This is a genomic window from Lachnospira rogosae (ex Hitch et al. 2025) (genome assembly GCF_040096455.1).
In the GTDB taxonomy this organism is placed as follows: domain Bacteria; phylum Bacillota; class Clostridia; order Lachnospirales; family Lachnospiraceae; genus Lachnospira; species Lachnospira rogosae.
The window spans coordinates 95,728-113,967 of sequence record NZ_JBBMER010000003.1; the positions used below are offsets into that span (position 1 = coordinate 95,728).

17 protein-coding genes and 2 pseudogenes are annotated in these 18,240 nt (G+C 35.2%); 14 read left to right on the top strand and 5 right to left on the bottom strand.

The window, feature by feature from the left end:
• Positions 1 to 225 precede the first annotated feature (225 nt).
• The 9 genes and pseudogenes from WMO14_RS04750 to WMO14_RS04790 all read left to right on the top strand — a co-directional run bounded on the left by WMO14_RS04750 (position 226) and on the right by WMO14_RS04790 (position 7,413).
• Positions 226 to 912, top strand: coding sequence for a helix-turn-helix transcriptional regulator (locus WMO14_RS04750; protein ID WP_055173904.1), 687 nt, complete (start codon positions 226 to 228; stop codon positions 910 to 912).
• 286 nt (positions 913 to 1,198) lie between these two features.
• Positions 1,199 to 2,371, top strand: a pseudogene (locus WMO14_RS04755) (PP-loop family protein); the annotation flags it as partial.
• Positions 2,372 to 2,596: 225 nt separating this feature from the next.
• Positions 2,597 to 3,412: pseudogene (larE, locus tag WMO14_RS04760) on the top strand (ATP-dependent sacrificial sulfur transferase LarE); the annotation flags it as partial.
• Positions 3,393 to 3,578, top strand: a complete 186-nt coding sequence (locus WMO14_RS04765) for a DUF6472 family protein (RefSeq protein ID WP_022501211.1) — start codon at positions 3,393 to 3,395, stop codon at positions 3,576 to 3,578. The pseudogene larE and the gene WMO14_RS04765, both read left to right, overlap by 20 nt.
• A gap of 79 nt (positions 3,579 to 3,657) precedes the next feature.
• Positions 3,658 to 4,599, top strand: a complete 942-nt coding sequence (locus tag WMO14_RS04770; RefSeq protein ID WP_022501212.1) for an NYN domain-containing protein — start codon at positions 3,658 to 3,660, stop codon at positions 4,597 to 4,599.
• A gap of 35 nt (positions 4,600 to 4,634) precedes the next feature.
• Positions 4,635 to 5,114 (top strand): S-ribosylhomocysteine lyase, encoded by a 480-nt coding sequence (locus WMO14_RS04775; RefSeq protein WP_022501213.1) that lies wholly within the window; start codon positions 4,635 to 4,637, stop codon positions 5,112 to 5,114.
• 72 nt (positions 5,115 to 5,186) lie between these two features.
• The gene (locus WMO14_RS04780) at positions 5,187 to 5,726 is read left to right on the top strand and encodes a YgjP-like metallopeptidase domain-containing protein (RefSeq protein ID WP_055174298.1); all 540 of its coding nucleotides are present in this window, start codon (positions 5,187 to 5,189) and stop codon (positions 5,724 to 5,726) included.
• A gap of 110 nt (positions 5,727 to 5,836) precedes the next feature.
• Entirely contained in the window at positions 5,837 to 6,703 is an 867-nt protein-coding gene (locus WMO14_RS04785; protein WP_349153359.1) for an SDR family oxidoreductase, read from the top strand.
• A 116-nt stretch (positions 6,704 to 6,819) separates the two neighbouring features.
• A complete protein-coding gene (locus WMO14_RS04790) occupies positions 6,820 to 7,413 on the top strand; it encodes a hypothetical protein (RefSeq protein WP_022501216.1) in 594 nt (197 codons plus the stop codon).
• A 271-nt stretch (positions 7,414 to 7,684) separates the two neighbouring features.
• Here WMO14_RS04790 and WMO14_RS04795 read toward each other — a convergent pair whose 3' ends face one another.
• The 3 genes from WMO14_RS04795 to fba form a co-directional block, all read right to left on the bottom strand.
• Positions 7,685 to 9,796, bottom strand: a complete 2,112-nt coding sequence (locus WMO14_RS04795) for a glutamine synthetase III family protein (RefSeq protein ID WP_022501217.1) — start codon at positions 9,794 to 9,796, stop codon at positions 7,685 to 7,687.
• A gap of 240 nt (positions 9,797 to 10,036) precedes the next feature.
• On the bottom strand, positions 10,037 to 11,044 hold the full coding sequence (gene srtB / locus WMO14_RS04800; RefSeq protein WP_022501218.1) for a class B sortase: 1,008 nt from the start codon (positions 11,042 to 11,044) through the stop codon (positions 10,037 to 10,039).
• A 36-nt stretch (positions 11,045 to 11,080) separates the two neighbouring features.
• The gene (gene fba / locus WMO14_RS04805; protein WP_022501219.1) at positions 11,081 to 11,944 is read right to left on the bottom strand and encodes a class II fructose-1,6-bisphosphate aldolase; all 864 of its coding nucleotides are present in this window, start codon (positions 11,942 to 11,944) and stop codon (positions 11,081 to 11,083) included.
• Between the two features lie 213 nt (positions 11,945 to 12,157).
• On the opposite strand from fba, the gene WMO14_RS04810 reads away from it, so the two are divergent.
• The 3 genes from WMO14_RS04810 to WMO14_RS04820 all read left to right on the top strand — a co-directional run bounded on the left by WMO14_RS04810 (position 12,158) and on the right by WMO14_RS04820 (position 14,731).
• The gene (locus WMO14_RS04810; protein WP_022501220.1) at positions 12,158 to 12,460 is read left to right on the top strand and encodes a hypothetical protein; all 303 of its coding nucleotides are present in this window, start codon (positions 12,158 to 12,160) and stop codon (positions 12,458 to 12,460) included.
• 394 nt (positions 12,461 to 12,854) lie between these two features.
• Positions 12,855 to 13,937 carry a TFIIB-type zinc ribbon-containing protein gene (locus WMO14_RS04815; RefSeq protein WP_349153361.1) on the top strand — a complete coding sequence of 361 codons (1,083 nt, stop codon included), beginning with the start codon at positions 12,855 to 12,857 and terminating at the stop codon, positions 13,935 to 13,937.
• Entirely contained in the window at positions 13,934 to 14,731 is a 798-nt protein-coding gene (locus WMO14_RS04820; protein WP_116444137.1) for a TPM domain-containing protein, read from the top strand. Before WMO14_RS04815 ends, WMO14_RS04820 begins: the two co-directional genes overlap by 4 nt.
• A 152-nt stretch (positions 14,732 to 14,883) precedes the next feature.
• On the opposite strand, the gene WMO14_RS04825 is transcribed toward WMO14_RS04820, so the two are convergent.
• Entirely contained in the window at positions 14,884 to 15,408 is a 525-nt protein-coding gene (locus WMO14_RS04825) for a peptidylprolyl isomerase (RefSeq protein ID WP_022501223.1), read from the bottom strand.
• 307 nt (positions 15,409 to 15,715) lie between these two features.
• On the opposite strand from WMO14_RS04825, the gene WMO14_RS04830 reads away from it, so the two are divergent.
• A complete protein-coding gene (locus WMO14_RS04830) occupies positions 15,716 to 16,525 on the top strand; it encodes a GNAT family N-acetyltransferase (protein WP_022501224.1) in 810 nt (269 codons plus the stop codon).
• Here WMO14_RS04830 and WMO14_RS04835 read toward each other — a convergent pair.
• Complete coding sequence (locus tag WMO14_RS04835; RefSeq protein WP_318295659.1) at positions 16,522 to 17,271, bottom strand: YesL family protein; 750 nt, start codon at positions 17,269 to 17,271, stop codon at positions 16,522 to 16,524. The two genes, WMO14_RS04830 and WMO14_RS04835, sit on opposite strands and share 4 nt — an antisense overlap.
• Positions 17,272 to 17,506: 235 nt before the next feature.
• Here WMO14_RS04835 and WMO14_RS04840 point away from each other — a divergent pair, with 235 nt between their 5' ends.
• Positions 17,507 to 18,208 carry a hypothetical protein gene (locus WMO14_RS04840; protein ID WP_022501226.1) on the top strand — a complete coding sequence of 234 codons (702 nt, stop codon included), beginning with the start codon at positions 17,507 to 17,509 and terminating at the stop codon, positions 18,206 to 18,208.
• The last annotated feature ends 32 nt before the right edge of the window (positions 18,209 to 18,240 follow it).

The window sequence follows — 18,240 nt, forward strand, 5'->3', positions numbered from 1 at the left end:
AAAGAAAAATAAAAAAATTGCCATATGATTTATTGTCAAAAATATAGAATATTATAAGTTTATTTGATTATGAAATTAAACAAATTTAATTACTGGGGTATATATTTTAAACAATTAGCCATAATATTTACAGAATATAAGCTCATATTCCGAAATAGACCTATTTGGGTCAATCGTAACTATCATAAAATCTTTAGTAATAGCATAGCTAAGAGGTTAAGGTAAATGAACAATACCCGTTACGAAGATTTTTGCAATAGAATGAGAGTATATAGAAAAAGACTTGGCTATAATCAGGCAGATATCGGAAAAGAGCTGGGAATATCACAGAATGACTATTCTAAAAGAGAAAATGGACTGATAATGATTTCGTATGATAATTTAAAAAAATTGCAGGAAATTGGAATGGACATTGATGAGCTGGTTTCGGGAAAGAGAGACGATATTGATACTAAAGATTTGGACGAGCTTATAAGTGACTGTGAAAGTGAAGAACTTAAAGATATGACTATGCGTATGGTTGCTGAATGTATAAAATATTATCGTGTTAATGACACTAAGAATAAAGACAATGATACGCAGAATGATAGAATGTTTGATTTTATGTTGAAGCAGTGGGATGATTTTTCAATGCTTGAATATGTAAGGCACGAAACGCATTATTCACAGGAGGTTATGTCTGAAAAGCTGGGACTGACAAGAAAGAAGTACAGAAAATACGAAAAAGAGATTATGTATCCTGATGCAGATACTCTTGTTCAGATGTATAATTTGTACAAATGCAGACCATCAATGTATCTTAATATGTATGACAGAAGATATTACGTTATGCAGAACGTATGGATGGAGTTGGATGATAACCAGCGTGACAGAATATTAAGAATGGTCAAGGCGATAAAGAATATAATATAGAAAAAGGAGTACCTGTAAATGCAAGACACAAACAATGTTAAGCATTTGCGGGTACATTTTTTATGTAAAGGAGCTTCTAATAGAATTTCCTATTATATAAAAGGCACAATAAAATATCACACAAAATAATATTGTTGCAGCTTTACAGAGTATGATAAAATATATTGTGCATTGTACATTTATTTTATAATAAACAGATGATAATCAATGTGTGGTGGTTACAATTTCATTTGTTATAATGTAAATTTATGTGTAATAATAATCAGAGTAAGTAGAAAGAAAAAATATGAGAACAGTACAGCAATATTATGATGACAATAGAGATAAAATCCTTTTTGATGTAAGAGCATTAGAGGAGTATGAGAAAGAGACCATAGAAGCTTCCATACATTATTACTGGGAAGATATGATAAAAGTTCTTGAAGATAATAAGGAAGAATTTGAGGCAAAGTATTCAAAGGATACACCAATATATATTCTTTGCTACACTGGACAGAAAAGTGAAGAAATAGAAGATATACTTGATGAGATGGGCTATGAAGCTTACAGCCTTGATGGTGGATTTGTCGCATATCTAAGATGGAAGTTTAATAAATATCTTGAGCAGGATAAAGAAAGCGGCAATAATACTTCAGAAGAAAATGTTAAAGAGATTGAGCGGAGCATAGTAAAGAAGTTCCGCAAGCCAATATGGAGAAAGTTCACACAGGCTCTTAATGAATATGATCTTATTCAGGACGGCGATAAGATAGCTGTCTGCATATCAGGCGGTAAAGATTCAATGCTTATGGCGAAGCTTTTTCAGGAGTTGAAACGTCACGGAAAGAATAATTTTGAACTTGTATTCTTAGTTATGAATCCGGGTTATAACGACCTTAACTACAATGTAATACTTAACAATGCAAAGATATTAGATATTCCAATTACAGTATTTAAGACAGAGATATTTGATACTGTAGTAGATATTACAGAGTCGCCTTGTTATTTGTGTGCAAGAATGAGGAGAGGATATCTTTACAGCAAGGCAAAGGAACTTGGTTGTAATAAGATTGCTCTTGGACATCATTATGATGATGTGATAGAAACAATTCTTATGGGTATGCTTTATGGTGCACAGGTTCAGACAATGATGCCTAAGCTTCATAGTACGAATTTTGAGGGAATGGAGCTTATAAGACCTATGTATCTTATAAGAGAAGCTGATATTATTCACTGGAAAGAATATAATAATCTTGAGTTCATACAGTGTGCCTGTCGATTTACAGAGGGATGTGCTTCCTGTGGTGGTACAGGAAAAGGTTCTAAGAGGGCAGAGATTAAGCAGCTTATAAAAGATCTGACCAAGGTAAGTCCGTATATAGAAAAGAACATATTCAGAAGTGTAGAAAATGTTAATATTGATACGGTAATTGCTTACAAGAAGAAGGGGCAGCGACACAGCTTTTTAGATGAATATGATATAACAGATGATAAGTATGCTGGTAACGCAGAGGTTGATAATTCAGAGAATATATCTAAAGAATTGAATAAATCAGACATAAACTCAAGCGGACAGTTAAGTGAATATCACACTGATGAAACAATTGAATTAGGTAAAACAGGTAGTACTCAAACAATGCCATTGAATAAATCGGACATCAATAAAGATGATATAAGTGAGAACACTTTAGCCAAATATGAAAAGTTAAAGTCAATTATTAAGGACTGTGGTAAAATAGCAATCGCATTTTCTGGCGGGGTTGACTCGACATTTTTAACCAAAGTTGCAAAAGATGTATTAGGAGAAAATGCTGTTGCAGTTACGATAAGTTCAATTCTGGTTACAAATGATGAACTTAAAGAAGCTGATGATTTCTGTAAGGTAGAGAATATAGAACATCTTATATATAAGGCAGATGTATTATCGATTCCGGGCTTTGAGAATAATCCACCAGACAGATGTTACATTTGTAAGAAAGCGATATTTACTAATGTGCAGAATCTTGTAGGTGAGAGAGGCATTAGTGTAATTGCAGAGGGAACAAATGTTGATGATGACGGTGATTACAGACCTGGTATGAGAGCCATAAAGGAACTCGGAGTAAGAAGTCCTTTAAAAGAGGCAGGTCTTACCAAGGCTGAAATCAGGGAATTATCTTGTATGTTAGGCTTAAAGACGTGGAATAAACCATCGTGTGCGTGCCTTGCTTCAAGATTTGCGTATGGTGAGGTTATTAATAAAGACAAGCTTGATATGATTTATAGTGCAGAATGTTATATAAGAAGTCTGGGATTTGAGCAGTTCAGGGTAAGATTACAGGATGGAATTGCAAGAATTGAATTAAGACCAGCAGATATACAGAAGTTTATTGAAAATGGAATAAAGGATAAAGTATCAGAGAAGCTTCACACACTTGGATTTAAGTATGTATCCCTTGATTTGGATGGTTACAGGCTTGGAAGTATGAATGAAGTATTGAACAGACAGGAAAGAGGTAACAATGGCGGTAGCTCATTATAATTGTGATTATTGCAATAATATGGTATATGATGAAGAAACGGAGCAGTTCGTGTGTGATGTAGATATGGACGAGGATGATTATGCAAGGCTTCTTACATCTGAGTATAAAGAATGTCCATATTATCAGAGCAATGATGAATACAAGATTGTAAGACATCAGATGTAGTTTTATATAAAATATAATTAATAGTGGCAGATATTTCGATATATTTATTAGAAAGATATGCATGGAAGGAAGTGAGTGAATGGACGATAAGAGATACGCTGTACTTATCGACTCAGATAATATTTCATCAAAATATATTTCGGACATTCTTGATGAAATGACAAAGTATGGCGTAATAACTTATAAAAGAATATATGGCGACTGGACAAGTACACAGGCAAGCAAATGGAAGAAAGAGCTTATGGAGAACTCTATAACACCTATACAGCAGTTTTGTAATACAGTAGGCAAGAATGCAACAGACTCAACGCTTATAATTGATGCTATGGATATTCTTTATACGAATAATGTTGACGGCTTCTGTATCGTATCTTCTGATGGCGATTTTACAAGGCTTGCAAGCAGGCTTAGAGAGTCGGGAATGGACGTTATCGGTATGGGTGAGAGCAAGACACCACGTTCATTCAGGGCCGCTTGTTCGGTATTTACAGACCTTGAGCTTCTTCGTGAACAGGCACACGAAGATGAGCCAGATAGTAAGCCGGTTAAGAAGACAGAAAGAAGCAATATTATTAAGCAGTCTAAGATAGAAAATGCAATTATTGAGATTATTCAGGAGAACGACAATAAAGGCAGGCAGACAGGGCTTGGTGAGCTTGGAAGCCGTTTACAGAAGAAATATTCTGATTTCGATGTAAGAAATTACGGTTACAGTTCATTGTCTACATTTCTTGAGGAAATGGAAAGTCTTGAATTAAAGAAGTTCAATAACACGGTTCTTGTCAGACTTAAGGAAGACAAGAATATGAAAGAGCAGGTTATGGAGTATGCAGTGAATTATGTAAAGAGTTCAGAAAATGCAGTGGAACTTGGAGCATTAGGACAGAAAATCCATATGAATTATCCTAATTTTAAGGTTAAGGAGTATGGTTATTCTACACTCAGCAAATTTATTGCAGGCATAAAATGTTTAAAAATAACAGCAACAGATGAAAACCGTAGAATGGTTTCAATAAAATAAACTAAAGTTAGTCATAAAGACAGGAAAGGAATATTATGAATAAGATAGCAAGTTTTACAGTTAATCACTTGGATTTACTTACAGGAGCATATGTATCAAGAAAAGATTATCAGGGAGATGTAGTTCTTACAACATTTGATTTAAGATTTACAAGACCTAATGTAGAAGCACCTATGGATACAGCAGGTATTCATACAATAGAACACCTTGTAGCAACATTTTTAAGGAACCATAAGGTATGGGCAGACAAGACTATATATTTTGGACCAATGGGCTGCCGTACAGGATTTTATGTAATATTTGCAGGTGACCTTGAGTCAGAGGATATAATTGATGTGTTAAGGGAAGCCGCTGATTTCGTACTGGATTATGAGGGTGAGATACCAGGATATTCACCAAGGGACTGCGGTAATTACCTTGATAATAACCTTACACTTGCAAAGATATATATGAAGAAGTATAAGGAAGAAGTTCTTGATAACCCAGTACCAGAAAGACTTCATTATCCACAGTAAAATAGATGGGAGCTTCTTATTACAGCAAAAACAGAAGAAAATGATTGAAGGGAACCTGTTTTGATGGAAAATATGGATATACAGATTATAAAATCAAGACGCAGAACAGTTTCAATAGAAGTCCATACAGATGGAAGTGTTATATTAAGAGCACCTAACAGGATGACGAAGAAAGAGCTTGATATATTTATTGATAAGCATATGTCTTGGATTGAGAGTAAACAGCAGTTGATGAAGGAAAGAAAAGAAGAAAAAATTCCTACCAATGCAAAGGCTTTTGATATGTTAACACCTAAGGAACGTGCCGTAATAAGGGGCACATTTATAAGAAAAGTAGAATATTACAGTAAGATTATGAATGTGACTGTTGGAAGGGTTACAATACGTAATCAGAAGACACGCTGGGGAAGCTGTAGTTCCAAGGGAAATGTTAATTTTAATTACAATTTGTATTATATGCCTGAAGAATTGTTGGATTATGTAGTGGTGCATGAGCTTTCGCATAGAAAATATATGAATCATTCGCAATCATTCTGGTGTGAAGTTGAAAAGTACTGCCCAGAATATAAGTTATGCCGCAGGAGGTTGAAAGACTACACACTTTCAATATAATAATTTGGGCGGGGCATTAATTAAAATGTCTTATTATGCAGCATAAACGTATTTTTGAGCATATCCCTTAAATTATAATAATCTGATTATTAGTAGGAGGTAATAAAACTATGAAAATTCCATTTAAAGTAGATTTGACAGGCAAGACTGCAATTGTAACAGGGGGAAGTGGAACACTATGTTCAGCAATGGCGTATGGACTTGCTGTAAGCGGTGCGAAGGTTGCAATAATCGGACGTAATAAGGATAAGCTTAATAATGTCACAGATGAGCTTATTAACAATGCTAAGACAGAATACAGCAAAGACATTGTTGTTAAGGGGTATAGCTGTAATGTAATTGATAAGGAAGAACTTAATAAATCTTATGAAATAATTAAGAGTGAGCTTGGAAGCTGTGATATTCTTATCAACGGAGCTGGCGGCAATCAGCCGGGTGCTATTACATCAATAGAGATGTTAAAGAAAGAAAAAGGAGAAAATGATTACTCTTTCTGGAATCTTGATGAGGATAATATAAGAGATGTTATGGATCTTAATTATATGGGAACACTTCTTCCGATACAGGTATTTACTAAGGATATGGTTGAAAAGAGAAGCGGAAGCATTATTAATATAGCATCTGTTACATCAATTTTACCACTTACAAAGGTAATGGCTTACGGCAATGCCAAGAGTGCAATACTTAACCTTACACAGTGGCTGGCAGTCCATTTTGGAGAAAGCGGAATAAGATGTAATGCAATCGCACCGGGATTTTATGCGGCTGAACAAAATCACGCATTATTATTTAATGAAGATGGTACATACACTGACAGAGCAAGAAAGATAGTTGCAGGAACTCCAATGGGAAGATTTGGTAATCCAGAGGAACTTATCGGAGCGGCATTATTCCTTGCAAGTGATGATGCGGCTGGATTTGTAAATGGTATTGTGTTGCCAGTAGACGGCGGCTATAGTGCGTACAGTGGCGTTTAATAAATAATTTTAATAATTATCAGATATAAAGGTATATATGTTGATATAAAATGCCGATATTCTAAATATAATAAAAGTTAAATGGTACAAAAGTATTATATGAGGAGGATAATGGTATGAAATTAGGAGAGGCAATACCAAATTATCAGGCATATCGCAATGAATTACAGGATAAGAAGACCAGCATATATAAGCAATATAAAAAAACAAAGGAAAAGGCTGAGCGTACCAATGATGAAGAATGGATACAAAAGGCAGCAGAGCTTGAGCTTTCATATAAGGAAGCAACTGATGATTTTGACAAGTATGAGAATGTTCTTAACTCGCTTAGGGAGCAGTGGTGTGCAGCAGCAAATACAGAAAACGACAAAGCACTTGCTGACCCTGAGACAGGACTTGGTGCAACAATCGGCAAGATAATGACGACAATTGCAAGAATGTGTGCCGGTGATAAAGTTCCATATACCGATGAAAAGAAGGTTATGGAATATGACGATAAAATGTATGCAAGAGCCAAGCAGGCACAGATGATTATGGCATCAATGAAGAAAAAGCAGAAGGAATACGATTCACTCTGGGATAAAGAGGGTGGAGAGTATGACCCTGAGGGTGTAGCTGATAATACAGAAGCACAGGGAGAGCTGCCAGATATCCCATCATCGGACGGAGACAGTACGGATACAGGTGAAGCAGTATCAGATAGTGAATAATTAATAAAATGGAGTGTCATATGAAACATAATCGATACTTTATGCAGGTATTAACAGTATATCAGTTATCTGCGTATTGTATGAATTGTTTCCTGTGACACTCCATTTTTGTCTTATAAGTCTATAATCCTTTATTATTAAGATAAATACATATTATAAAGCAAGTACTTATTAATAATTAAATATGTTATAAATTAAACATATATATTAAAATAAGTACTTGCTTATTAAGTATTAAATATGCAGTTGATATTAATTAAATTAAGATTAATTAAACTTCAAATAAAAGATCACCATAGCTTGGGAATGGCCAGAATTCCTTATCAACGATCATTTCAAGCTTATCAGCAGGAGCTCTTAATTCGTCCATAGTTGTCTTAACTTCATCTCTGAAGTACTTAGCCTGTTCTGTAATGTCAGTAACATCAGCAGCCTTAGCTGTAACATCAATAAGCTTAGTATAAGCAGCCTTCATATCCTTTAAGTAACCAGAAACTTCTGCAAGTAAATCAGCCTGAACAGAAGCATCAGCACCAGCTTCCTTAACAGTAAGAACTGAGTTAGCAAGCTCTGTTGTGTAAGAAATAACTGAAGGAATAATCTGCTTTCCAGCCATATCAATCATTGTCTTAGCTTCAATGTTTATAGCCTTTGCATAAGCTTCATACTTAATCTCAGCTCTTGACTTTAATTCAGCCTCTGTAAATACACCAAAGCTTTCAAAAAGCTTAACGGCCTTAGGAGTAGTAAGGGCAGGAATAGCATCAACCATAGATTTAATATTTGGAAGACCTCTTCTTTCAGCTTCTTCTACCCATGCATCTGAGTAACCATTACCATTAAATACGATTCTATGATGGTCAGTAAAGAGCTTCTTGATAAGATCATGAACAGCCATATCGAAGTTTTCTACTCCATCAAGCTGGTCAGCGATTTCCTTAAAGCTTTCTGCAACGATTGTGTTAAGAACTACGTTAGCAGGAGCAATTGAATCTGATGAACCTACCATACGGAATTCAAACTTATTACCAGTAAATGCAAATGGTGAAGTTCTGTTTCTATCAGTAGCATCCTTGTTAAGGTCAGGAAGTGTAGAAGCACCTGTCTTTAACTTACCCTTCTGGATAGAGCTTGTTGCATCACCCTTATCAATAAGCTGCATAACAACATCCTCAAGCTGCTCACCAAGGAACATAGAGATAATAGCTGGAGGTGCCTCATTAGCTCCAAGTCTGTGGTCATTACCAACGTCAGAAGCAGATTCTCTTAAAAGATCAGCGTGTTTATCAACAGCCTTCATAACAGCACCGAGTACAAGTAAGAACTGGATATTTTCGTGAGGTGTCTTGCCAGGTTCGAGAAGGTTGATACCATCATCAGTTGTGATTGACCAGTTATTGTGCTTACCAGAACCATTAACTCCGGCAAATGGCTTCTCATGGAGAAGGCATACAAGACCATGTCTGTAAGCAACTTTCTTCATAACCTCCATCATAAGCTGGTTGTTATCAGTAGCAATATTGCACTGTGCATATATAGGAGCTAATTCATGCTGTGCTGGAGCAACTTCATTATGCTGAGTCTTGGCAGATACGCCGAGCTTCCATAATTCTTCGTTGATATCCTTCATAAATGCAGCAATTCTTTCACGGATAGAACCGAAGTAGTGATCATCAAGTTCCTGTCCCTTTGGTGGCATAGCACCGAATAATGTACGTCCAGAGAAGATAAGATCCTTTCTCTGAAGATATTTTTCTCTATCTACTATAAAGTATTCCTGTTCAGCACCAACAGAAGGAGTAACCTTCTTAGATGTTGTGTTACCAAATAATTTTAATATTCTTAAAGCCTGCTCGTTAACAGCATCCATTGAACGAAGAAGAGGTGTCTTCTGATCAAGAGCTTCTCCTGTATAAGAACAGAAAGCAGTAGGGATACAAAGTGTTGCACCTTGTGCACCTTCACGAACGAAGGCAGGTGATGTGCAATCCCATGCTGTATATCCTCTTGCCTCGAATGTAGCACGAAGACCACCTGAAGGGAATGATGAAGCATCTGGCTCGCCCTTTATTAATTCTTTACCAGAGAATTCCATAAGAACCTTTCCGTTTTCATTAGGTGCTGAAATAAATGAATCATGCTTTTCAGCAGTAGTTCCTGTCAAAGGCTGGAACCAGTGTGTGTAATGAGTTGCGCCTTTTTCGATAGCCCAATTCTTCATTGCATTAGCTATAACATCAGCATCGGTAATATTTAATTCCTGTACACCTGCTATTGCTAACTTAAGATTTTTGTATACGTTTTTTGGTAAACGTTCTTTCATAACTGTGTCGTTGAACACGTTCTCGCCGAAGATGTCAGCTACATTGAATTTTTCGCTCATAACTTTTTCATCCTTCCTTTTCATAGATTATTATTCTATTAGTAAAACTAAAAAAGGCGTACACATATACATTATTAAGATGTATAATATGAACGCCTTTGTTCTACCTTATTTGATTAGCGACAACTACCTGTCGTCTTTAATTAAAATAACTCAAAATTAATAATAATGCAAGTTCTTTTTTAAAAAATATAAAAAAAATTAAAATTATTAATTATCTAAGTCAATTTCAAGTAAATTCTACTCTAATGAGGCTTCTCCAATATACATTCCGTGTACGATAAAGCGTTTCTCACCGTTATCAGTACAAGTAGAAAGAGTAACTACCTGACTTGCTGATGAAATATCAACCCCTGTATCATACAAAGATTTGGCTTTCATATCTGCTGCATAACTTTGCATAGAAGCAAGAGAAGGGAAGTTAAAGGTATATGTATCACTTACAGCTTCACTTATGTAGCAGCTAAAGATTTTATATTGTTTAATGACATTACCAGTGTATATATAGAATACATTGTTGCCAGAACCATTATAGAACGATGAATTCTCATAACTTTTAAGCTTGCCAAACATCGCACCATTTCGCATATTGTGTCCGTATATAATCACATGGTTTGAAGAAAGTCCGCTATTAATGCGGGAATCTTCAAACAGACAGCCATTAGCACTGGATTGCTTGTCAAATGTATGTGTAAGGTAATAATCATTATCATTACCCTGAACCATTGGAAGCCTGCATCCAATAGATGGAATGTATATATATCCAAGTCCATCAGAATTAATATTAAGAAGTGCCTGATGGTTATACTTAAATGGAACTTCAACTTCCTCTTCCTCATCACCGATAATTACATTAGTGTGGGAATCTTCATCAAGAACATTCTGTTCAATGTCATTATATATTACATCAGCCTTGTGATATGCAAGGAATATGTTGATAAGATTGTATGCGGCAAATATAAAGACAGCAACTGATATTAAAAGAATAATACGTCTTATTATATTAGAACGCTTTTTATCTTTCTCCTGTCTGTCAAATACTGCATCAGCATCATTCTCATCATATGGAGAATTACTGTCTGAATAATCCATATCCTCATCTATAAAATCATCAACATCATCATTCAGAATATCGTCAGGATCTTCTAATTCATAATCGGGCATATCATCTGATTTAGTTATATTTCTACGAGATGATTGTTCTGGATCATCATTCAATAAATCATCATTATTGTTAGTTGTATTCATAGTATTATAGTCCTTGTGTGTTGTGTGTAATGCTAATTATGCCTTTCCAGCTGAACCGAATAAGTTAATCTTTTCGCGAACAGTCTCTTTAATAGCTTCACTACCAGGAGCAAGGAGCTTTCTTGGGTCAAATCCCTTTCCCTCAAGGTCTTTGCCTTCTTCAATATATTTTCTTGTTGCAGCAGCAAATGCAAGCTGGCATTCTGTATTAACATTAATCTTAGCAACACCTAAAGAGATCGCTTTCTTAATCATATCTTCAGGAATACCTGTACCACCATGTAATACTAATGGCATATTGCCAACCTTTTCTTTAACAGCGGCAAGTGTTTCAAAGCTAAGACCTGGCCAGTTAGCAGGATATTTGCCGTGGATATTACCGATACCAGCAGCAAGCATTGTTACACCGAGGTCAGCAATTGATTTACATTCATTAGGGTCAGCACACTCCCCCATACCGATAACGCCGTCTTCTTCACCACCGATTGAACCAACTTCTGCTTCAAGTGAAAGACCCTTCTCTTTGCAGATTTTAACAAGTTCTTTAGTCTTTTCAATATTCTCTTCAATTGGATAGTGGGAACCATCAAACATAATTGATGAAAATCCTGCATCAATGCAGTCATAACAAGCTTCATATGTTCCATGGTCAAGGTGAAGTGCAACAGGAACAGTAATCTTAAGATCATCTATCATTGAACTTACCATACTTGCTACGGTCTTAAATCCTGTCATATATTTACCAGCACCACACGATACACCGAGGATAACTGGTGAGTTCATCTCCTGAGCTGTAAGAAGAATCGCTTTAGTCCACTCAAGATTATTGATATTGAACTGCCCAACAGCATATTTGCCATCTCTGGCTTTTTCTAACATTTCTTTTGCTGAAACTAACATAAATATTAACCTCCTACTATGTAATATGGACATAGCTTTGCTTAATGCCCACTCTTATTATTCATTATACATTAAAGCTAATAAAATGCAAAGAAAATAGTGTCAAATAGTGCGAATTTGAAAAATAAAATCAATATATTTAAGTTGTTATTGATACTAAAAAGAAGTATAATCTAAAAAAGGAATACAGAACCCGAAAGGAGAAAGAAATTTATGGGGAAATTTATTTATTTAGCCAATATTATAGCCGCAGATGTGGATTTTTATAATATTGAGGGTAACAGGGGAGATTCATATCTTCCATTTATAGGTTTTATGATGTTTGTAGTAGGTGCTGTTGTAGCGTTTATGGGTTTTTCAAAGTATATAACAGCCAAGAAGAATTTTAACCTGTTCTATGATTTAAGGGACAGCGTTAAGGTTGATAAAGCCACTAATGAGAAGAACAAGAAAACTGGAATCATTATGATAGCTGCAGGAATAATTGTTCTTATTGTTTCATTCTTTGTAATATAGAAGACTAATAATAAGAGATCAATGCAAAAGATTAATTAGAAGATTAAGTATATAAAGATAAGGTTCTTATTCCTTGATATTTATGAGAATGAACTCTTTCGTATTAGTTAGTGATGATATCAATAATCACAATACGTAAAATGCCACCCCGTTAAGGGTGGCATCGAAAGAGGGAGGAGAGTTGTACATTATGATTAACAACTCATATTTATGAAGAACTATAAAAGTCAATAAGCTTTATTAATATATATCAGATTGTCTGATATATTTTCTATATTTAAAAGTATATTGATTAAAAGTGAAGAAAGAATGTTCATAATGTTAAAACTTATTGAATGCAATATGAACAAATTATGAACATATATAATATTACATAAATTAATGGAGGTAAGATATGCCAATTATATACAAGTGTCCTAATTGTGGAGCGGCAATGGAATTCTCAAGTGAATTGCAGAAGCTTGAATGTAAGAGGTGTGGTACAAGTATAGATGTTAAGACATATGAAGATGAATATGCTTCTTTAATGGAAGAAGTAAGTGGAAGTACATCAGATAATAGTGATTACGGATTTAATAACAGTGAACAGGATAATGATACCGATAATAATATGAAGATATATCATTGCCAGAGCTGTGGAGCAGAACTTGTTGCAGATGAATATACATCAGCTACATTTTGTTCATATTGTGGTAATCCCACATTGGTTGAGGACAGACTTAAAGGAAGCTTCAGGCCAAAGTCAATAATTCCATTTAAGATTAACAAAGATCAGGCAGTAGATATATATAAGAAATGGCTGAAAAAAGGAATGCTTACACCAAAGGAATTATCAAGAAAAAGTACAATTGAGAAGATTAGTGGTGTGTATGTCCCATTCTGGCTGTATGATTATTCAGCAAGAACTATGATGAGTGCCAATGCTAATAAGGTAAGAACGACAAGACGTGGCGATACAGAATATACATATACAGACCATTTTGATGTGTATAGAGATGTATCAGCAGAATTCAAAAGAATTCCGGCCGATGCTTCAGAGAAAATGCCAGATGAACAGATGGATATGTTAGAGCCTTATAATTACAGCGAGATTACAGATTTTGCAATGCCATACTTATCTGGTTATCTTTCAGAAAAATATAATTATACAGCTGATGAAATACAGAGTCGTGCCAAGAAGAGAGCAGATTCATACATAACACAGATTGCAAGGGATTCAATTACTGGTTATTCAAGTGTCATAGTAAGGAATAACAGCATAAGTATGAATGGCAGGGGCAGCGAATATGCACTTTTGCCAGTGTGGATGCTCAATTTCAGATACAATAATAAGGAATTCCATTTTTATCTTAATGGACAGACTGGTAAAATAGTGGCAGACAGACCTATAAGTGCAGGAAAAGCCGTTACATATGGTATTGGAATTTTTGTGCTTACACTTATTATTACAATGATAGGAGGGCTGTTGTTTATATGATGTGTGTAGATTTAAAAAGACATTTTAACTGGTTAAAAGTGGCTGTAATGGCAGTATTAGCTGTTATGGTTATGATGTTTGTATTAACAGGAACACAGAGCGCGTATGCGGGTACAGATAATAAGACCTATGTAATAGATGATGCTGGAATTCTGACAAGTGAGGAAGAACAGAAGCTTACAGATATGTGCAGGAAGGCATCTAAGAACTGTCAGCTTGATATTGTTATCATAACTATGAACAAGAATTTAGATTATAGTCCTATGGATAATTATCTTCGTTCAATACTTGAAGAACAGTATGGTTATGAGGAAACAGGAACTGACTGCGAGGCTGTTGTATATGGAATAGATATGACTTCAAGAGCAGACAGAATTGTAACATCAGGAAGAGCAAGGAGCAGCATTTCACAGTCAAGTCTGGATTCAATCAGGGAAAGTGCGGAGGATAAGCTTGCTGAAGGCGATTATTATGCAGGCTGTAAGAAATACATAAACGGAATTGAGAGAAAGCTTAATGTAAATATGTTATCAAGACTTACATATTATATGCCAGTTAAGATTTTAATCTCACTTGTGGTAGCAGTTATTGCAGTATTGGCAATGATGAGCAGTGCCAGGTCAAAGATGACAGTGAACAGTACAGAGTATACTAAGAACCACGGATATAAGATGAATGACAGAAGAGATGTATTTATCAATACAACAATTACTAAAAGACATATTGAAAAGAGCAGTTCAAGTGGTGGAAGCTCTGGCGGTGGTAACTCTGGAAGTTCAGGCGGACACTTCTAAGAAGATATATATTTAAAAATTGTATAAGACCTATAGGATAAAATAAGGTTATGTAAATTTTTTATATAGGTCGGATTTTAAAATAAGCCCGGTATGATTAAAGCAATCATATTTATGATTGTGATTAAGCATACCGGGCTTTTATTATACTATTAGAGTGTTTCTGGTTCAGCGTAATCTACACCAAAAGTATCAACAGTAACAGTCTTCATAACCTGAGGAGTTCTAGGTCTGTCACTCCAGTCAGTATCAATTGAAGCAATGCTGTCTAATACATCTTCACCTTCAACAAGTTTACCAAAAGCGGCATACTGACCGTCAAGGTGAGGTGCATCAGCGTGCATAATAAAGAACTGGGAACCTGCTGAATCCGGGTGCTGTGCACGTGCCATAGAAAGGACACCTCTTGAGTGCTTAAGATTATTTTCAACACCATTGTAGTTGAATTCACCCTTGATTGAGTATCCAGGACCACCCATGCCTGAGCCTTCTGGGTCGCCGCCCTGAATCATAAATCCAGCGATAACTCTGTGGAAAATAAGTCCGTCATAGAAACCTTTCTTAACAAGACTTATAAAATTGTTTACTGTATTAGGTGCAACGTCTGGATAAAGTTCTGCTTTCATAACGTCGCCATTTTCCATTGTAAATGTTACAATAGGGTTCTGATTAGACATAATTAACCTCCAAAATAATGTGTAATGTGTGGGATAATTACAAGACGAAAGCAAATATGACTAACGGACGTTGTGAGATAAAAATATATTACCGCTGGGCACGCTTGCGCTACTTGAAACCGTAGCGGTACTAAGCGGCTAAAGGACAGCCGCTAAGTGCCGACGGTTTCAAAAGTACACAGCTTGTAATGTATTTTTATTTCACAGCTGGTTAGTGATAGTGGTCGTTTTGTAATTATCTGTGATAATATTATGTATTGTAATGGGGATTATTGTAAAAGTCAATTGGGAGGATTATACGTGAGTTATGGAAAGAGTGTATATATTTGATTGTGACAGGATTATAGGTGATGAGGAAAAACGGACTATTATAGAGAATATGGAAGGAAAGGCTGAGGTTATTTTTGATAATTCTGAGGGGTATGACAGGGATACGGATATAGTTATAAGTACACGTTGTGTGGGGAATAGAGATGTGGCTGGTATGGAAGTTATTATAAGGGAAGATATTGGAGTTGGGTGTGATTATGTGGGAACTGCACCTTATGTGATATATGAACCAGAGGAGATAGATTATTATTACTGTCAGAAGGTGTATGCAAGAAAAAAGGGGCTTCCAGCATTTATTCTTGAAACAGAGAGGTTTATTGTGAGGGAAGAAAGTCTTGATGACCTTGATGAATTGTACGAATTGTATGACACACTTGCAGATTGTGAGTTTATAGAACCTTTGTATGAATTAGAGAAGGAAAAAGAATTTGTAAGAAATTACATTAATAATATGTATAGATTCTTTGAGTACGGAATGTGGCTGGTATATTCTAAAGATACAGGCAGGCTTGTTGGACGTATGGGAATTGAGAATAGAAGCATTGATGGGGAAAATGTTCAGGAAATAGGTTATCTTACAGGAAAGCCTTATCAGAATATGGGAATAGCATACGAAGTATGCAGTGCAATTATGGAATATGCTAAGGAAGAATTGGGCATAGATAAATTATATTCCTGCATAGATAAGAATAATAAACCGTCAATATCGCTTATACACAAGCTTGGCTTTAAAGTGTATGCACAGGACATTGACGGTATGAATATTTATATATGTGAGTTTAATTAGTTGTTACTATCATCTGACTGATTATCATTTAAAGTAACAGCAGTGTTGTCAACATTGTCATCAATGGCTTTATGTTGTTTAGCCGTTTCTATTTTTTCAGCTTTTTCTTTTTCAGCTTCTCTGGCCCGCTCATCATTAGTGTTCTCTAATGACTTAAATATTCTTGTGAATATGAATGAGTCAACATAAATAATAAGCGGTATAGTTACTATAAATGCAGTAAAATACTTTAAAGAAAAGAGGATAAGTCCGTATGTTGCAATCATCATGATAAATGTCTGTGGCAGGTGATGAACGCATAATATAAGTGAATTCTTAACAATTGTAAATGCTTTATCATCATATCTTGAAAGCACTGCAAATGAATATAAAAGAACACCAGCCCATACAAGAGCACAGCCTGCGATAGCATACATAAAAATAGTACCAGCCATTGAACCAGATGAGAATGCCCAGTAGGCACAGGCCCTTATATCAAAGAATAAAAGTAGTCCGATAACTCCCATGATAAGTTCGACCAATAATCCCTGGACAAAATTAGTCTTAAAAGACTTCCAGAAATCTTTAAACACATAATTTTCTTCATCTTTAACAAGCTTCATTCCAGCATAAAATGCAGCTGTAAGTGAAGCACCTATTGTGATAACAGGGATACAGAATATAACTGTTATTAATCCAAGTATAAGGAAATCACCAGCTTTCGTGAGTCCCCTGAAAAATTTACCATCTAATCCAAAACCACGCATAATATATCTCCATTCTACATTCATAATGAAAGTGACTAAATCAGATTATACTTATATATGTAACAAAAAGCAAAGAATTTTTAATGCATATTTCTTAAATGTTTATAAAAGCTGTTTTTTTAAGCGTTAAGGTATGATAAACTAACAAATGTTGATTAATTAAAGAGTAATTAATAAAAAGCAAAGCCACAGTGTTTCTGGCTGTTTAATGAAATGTAATGTATTAGGAGGCTATATGGCAGAGGGTAATTCTATTAAAGATGAGGTGAAAGAACAGCGTAAGAAGTTCTTAACACTTACGTTTACAGGCAAGCTGCAATATATATGGGAATATTACAGAATTCCAATTGCGGCGGTTATAGCTGTTGTTCTTGTGGTATTGTCATTTATAAATGCTTACAGAAGAAATAATTATGAAGGAGTATGTGATATTGCGGTATGTGACGGCAAGATTACAGGATACGATACAGATGATGATTTATTGACAACAGGTTTTACTAATTATCTTGGAATAGACGGCAAGAAACAGCGTATACATATAGATTACAGCTATACGCTTGAAGAAAAGCTTTTCGACCAGGATCCACAGATAAGCAATGAGAAGATATATGTTTTGTCGCAGACTAATAACCTTGATGGGTATATGTCAGAATATGAAAATATAGACCACTTCTGCTTTGATACGAGCTGCTTCTTCTATGATTTAACAGAACTTTTTACAGATGAAGAAATGGAGCAATTATCAGATTATATAATATACCATACACAAAGAGATGGTGAAACCCGTGCAGTAGCAGTAGATTTATCTGATGCACCAAGAATACAGGATACAGACCTTACAATGGAAAGACCTTGCTATGGAATTGTTCAGTCAGCAAGAAATCCGGAAAATGCAGCTGATTTTATCAGATATGTATTTGATATGGAAAGAAAATAAAAATGTAATATTATGAAATGATATATGGAAGG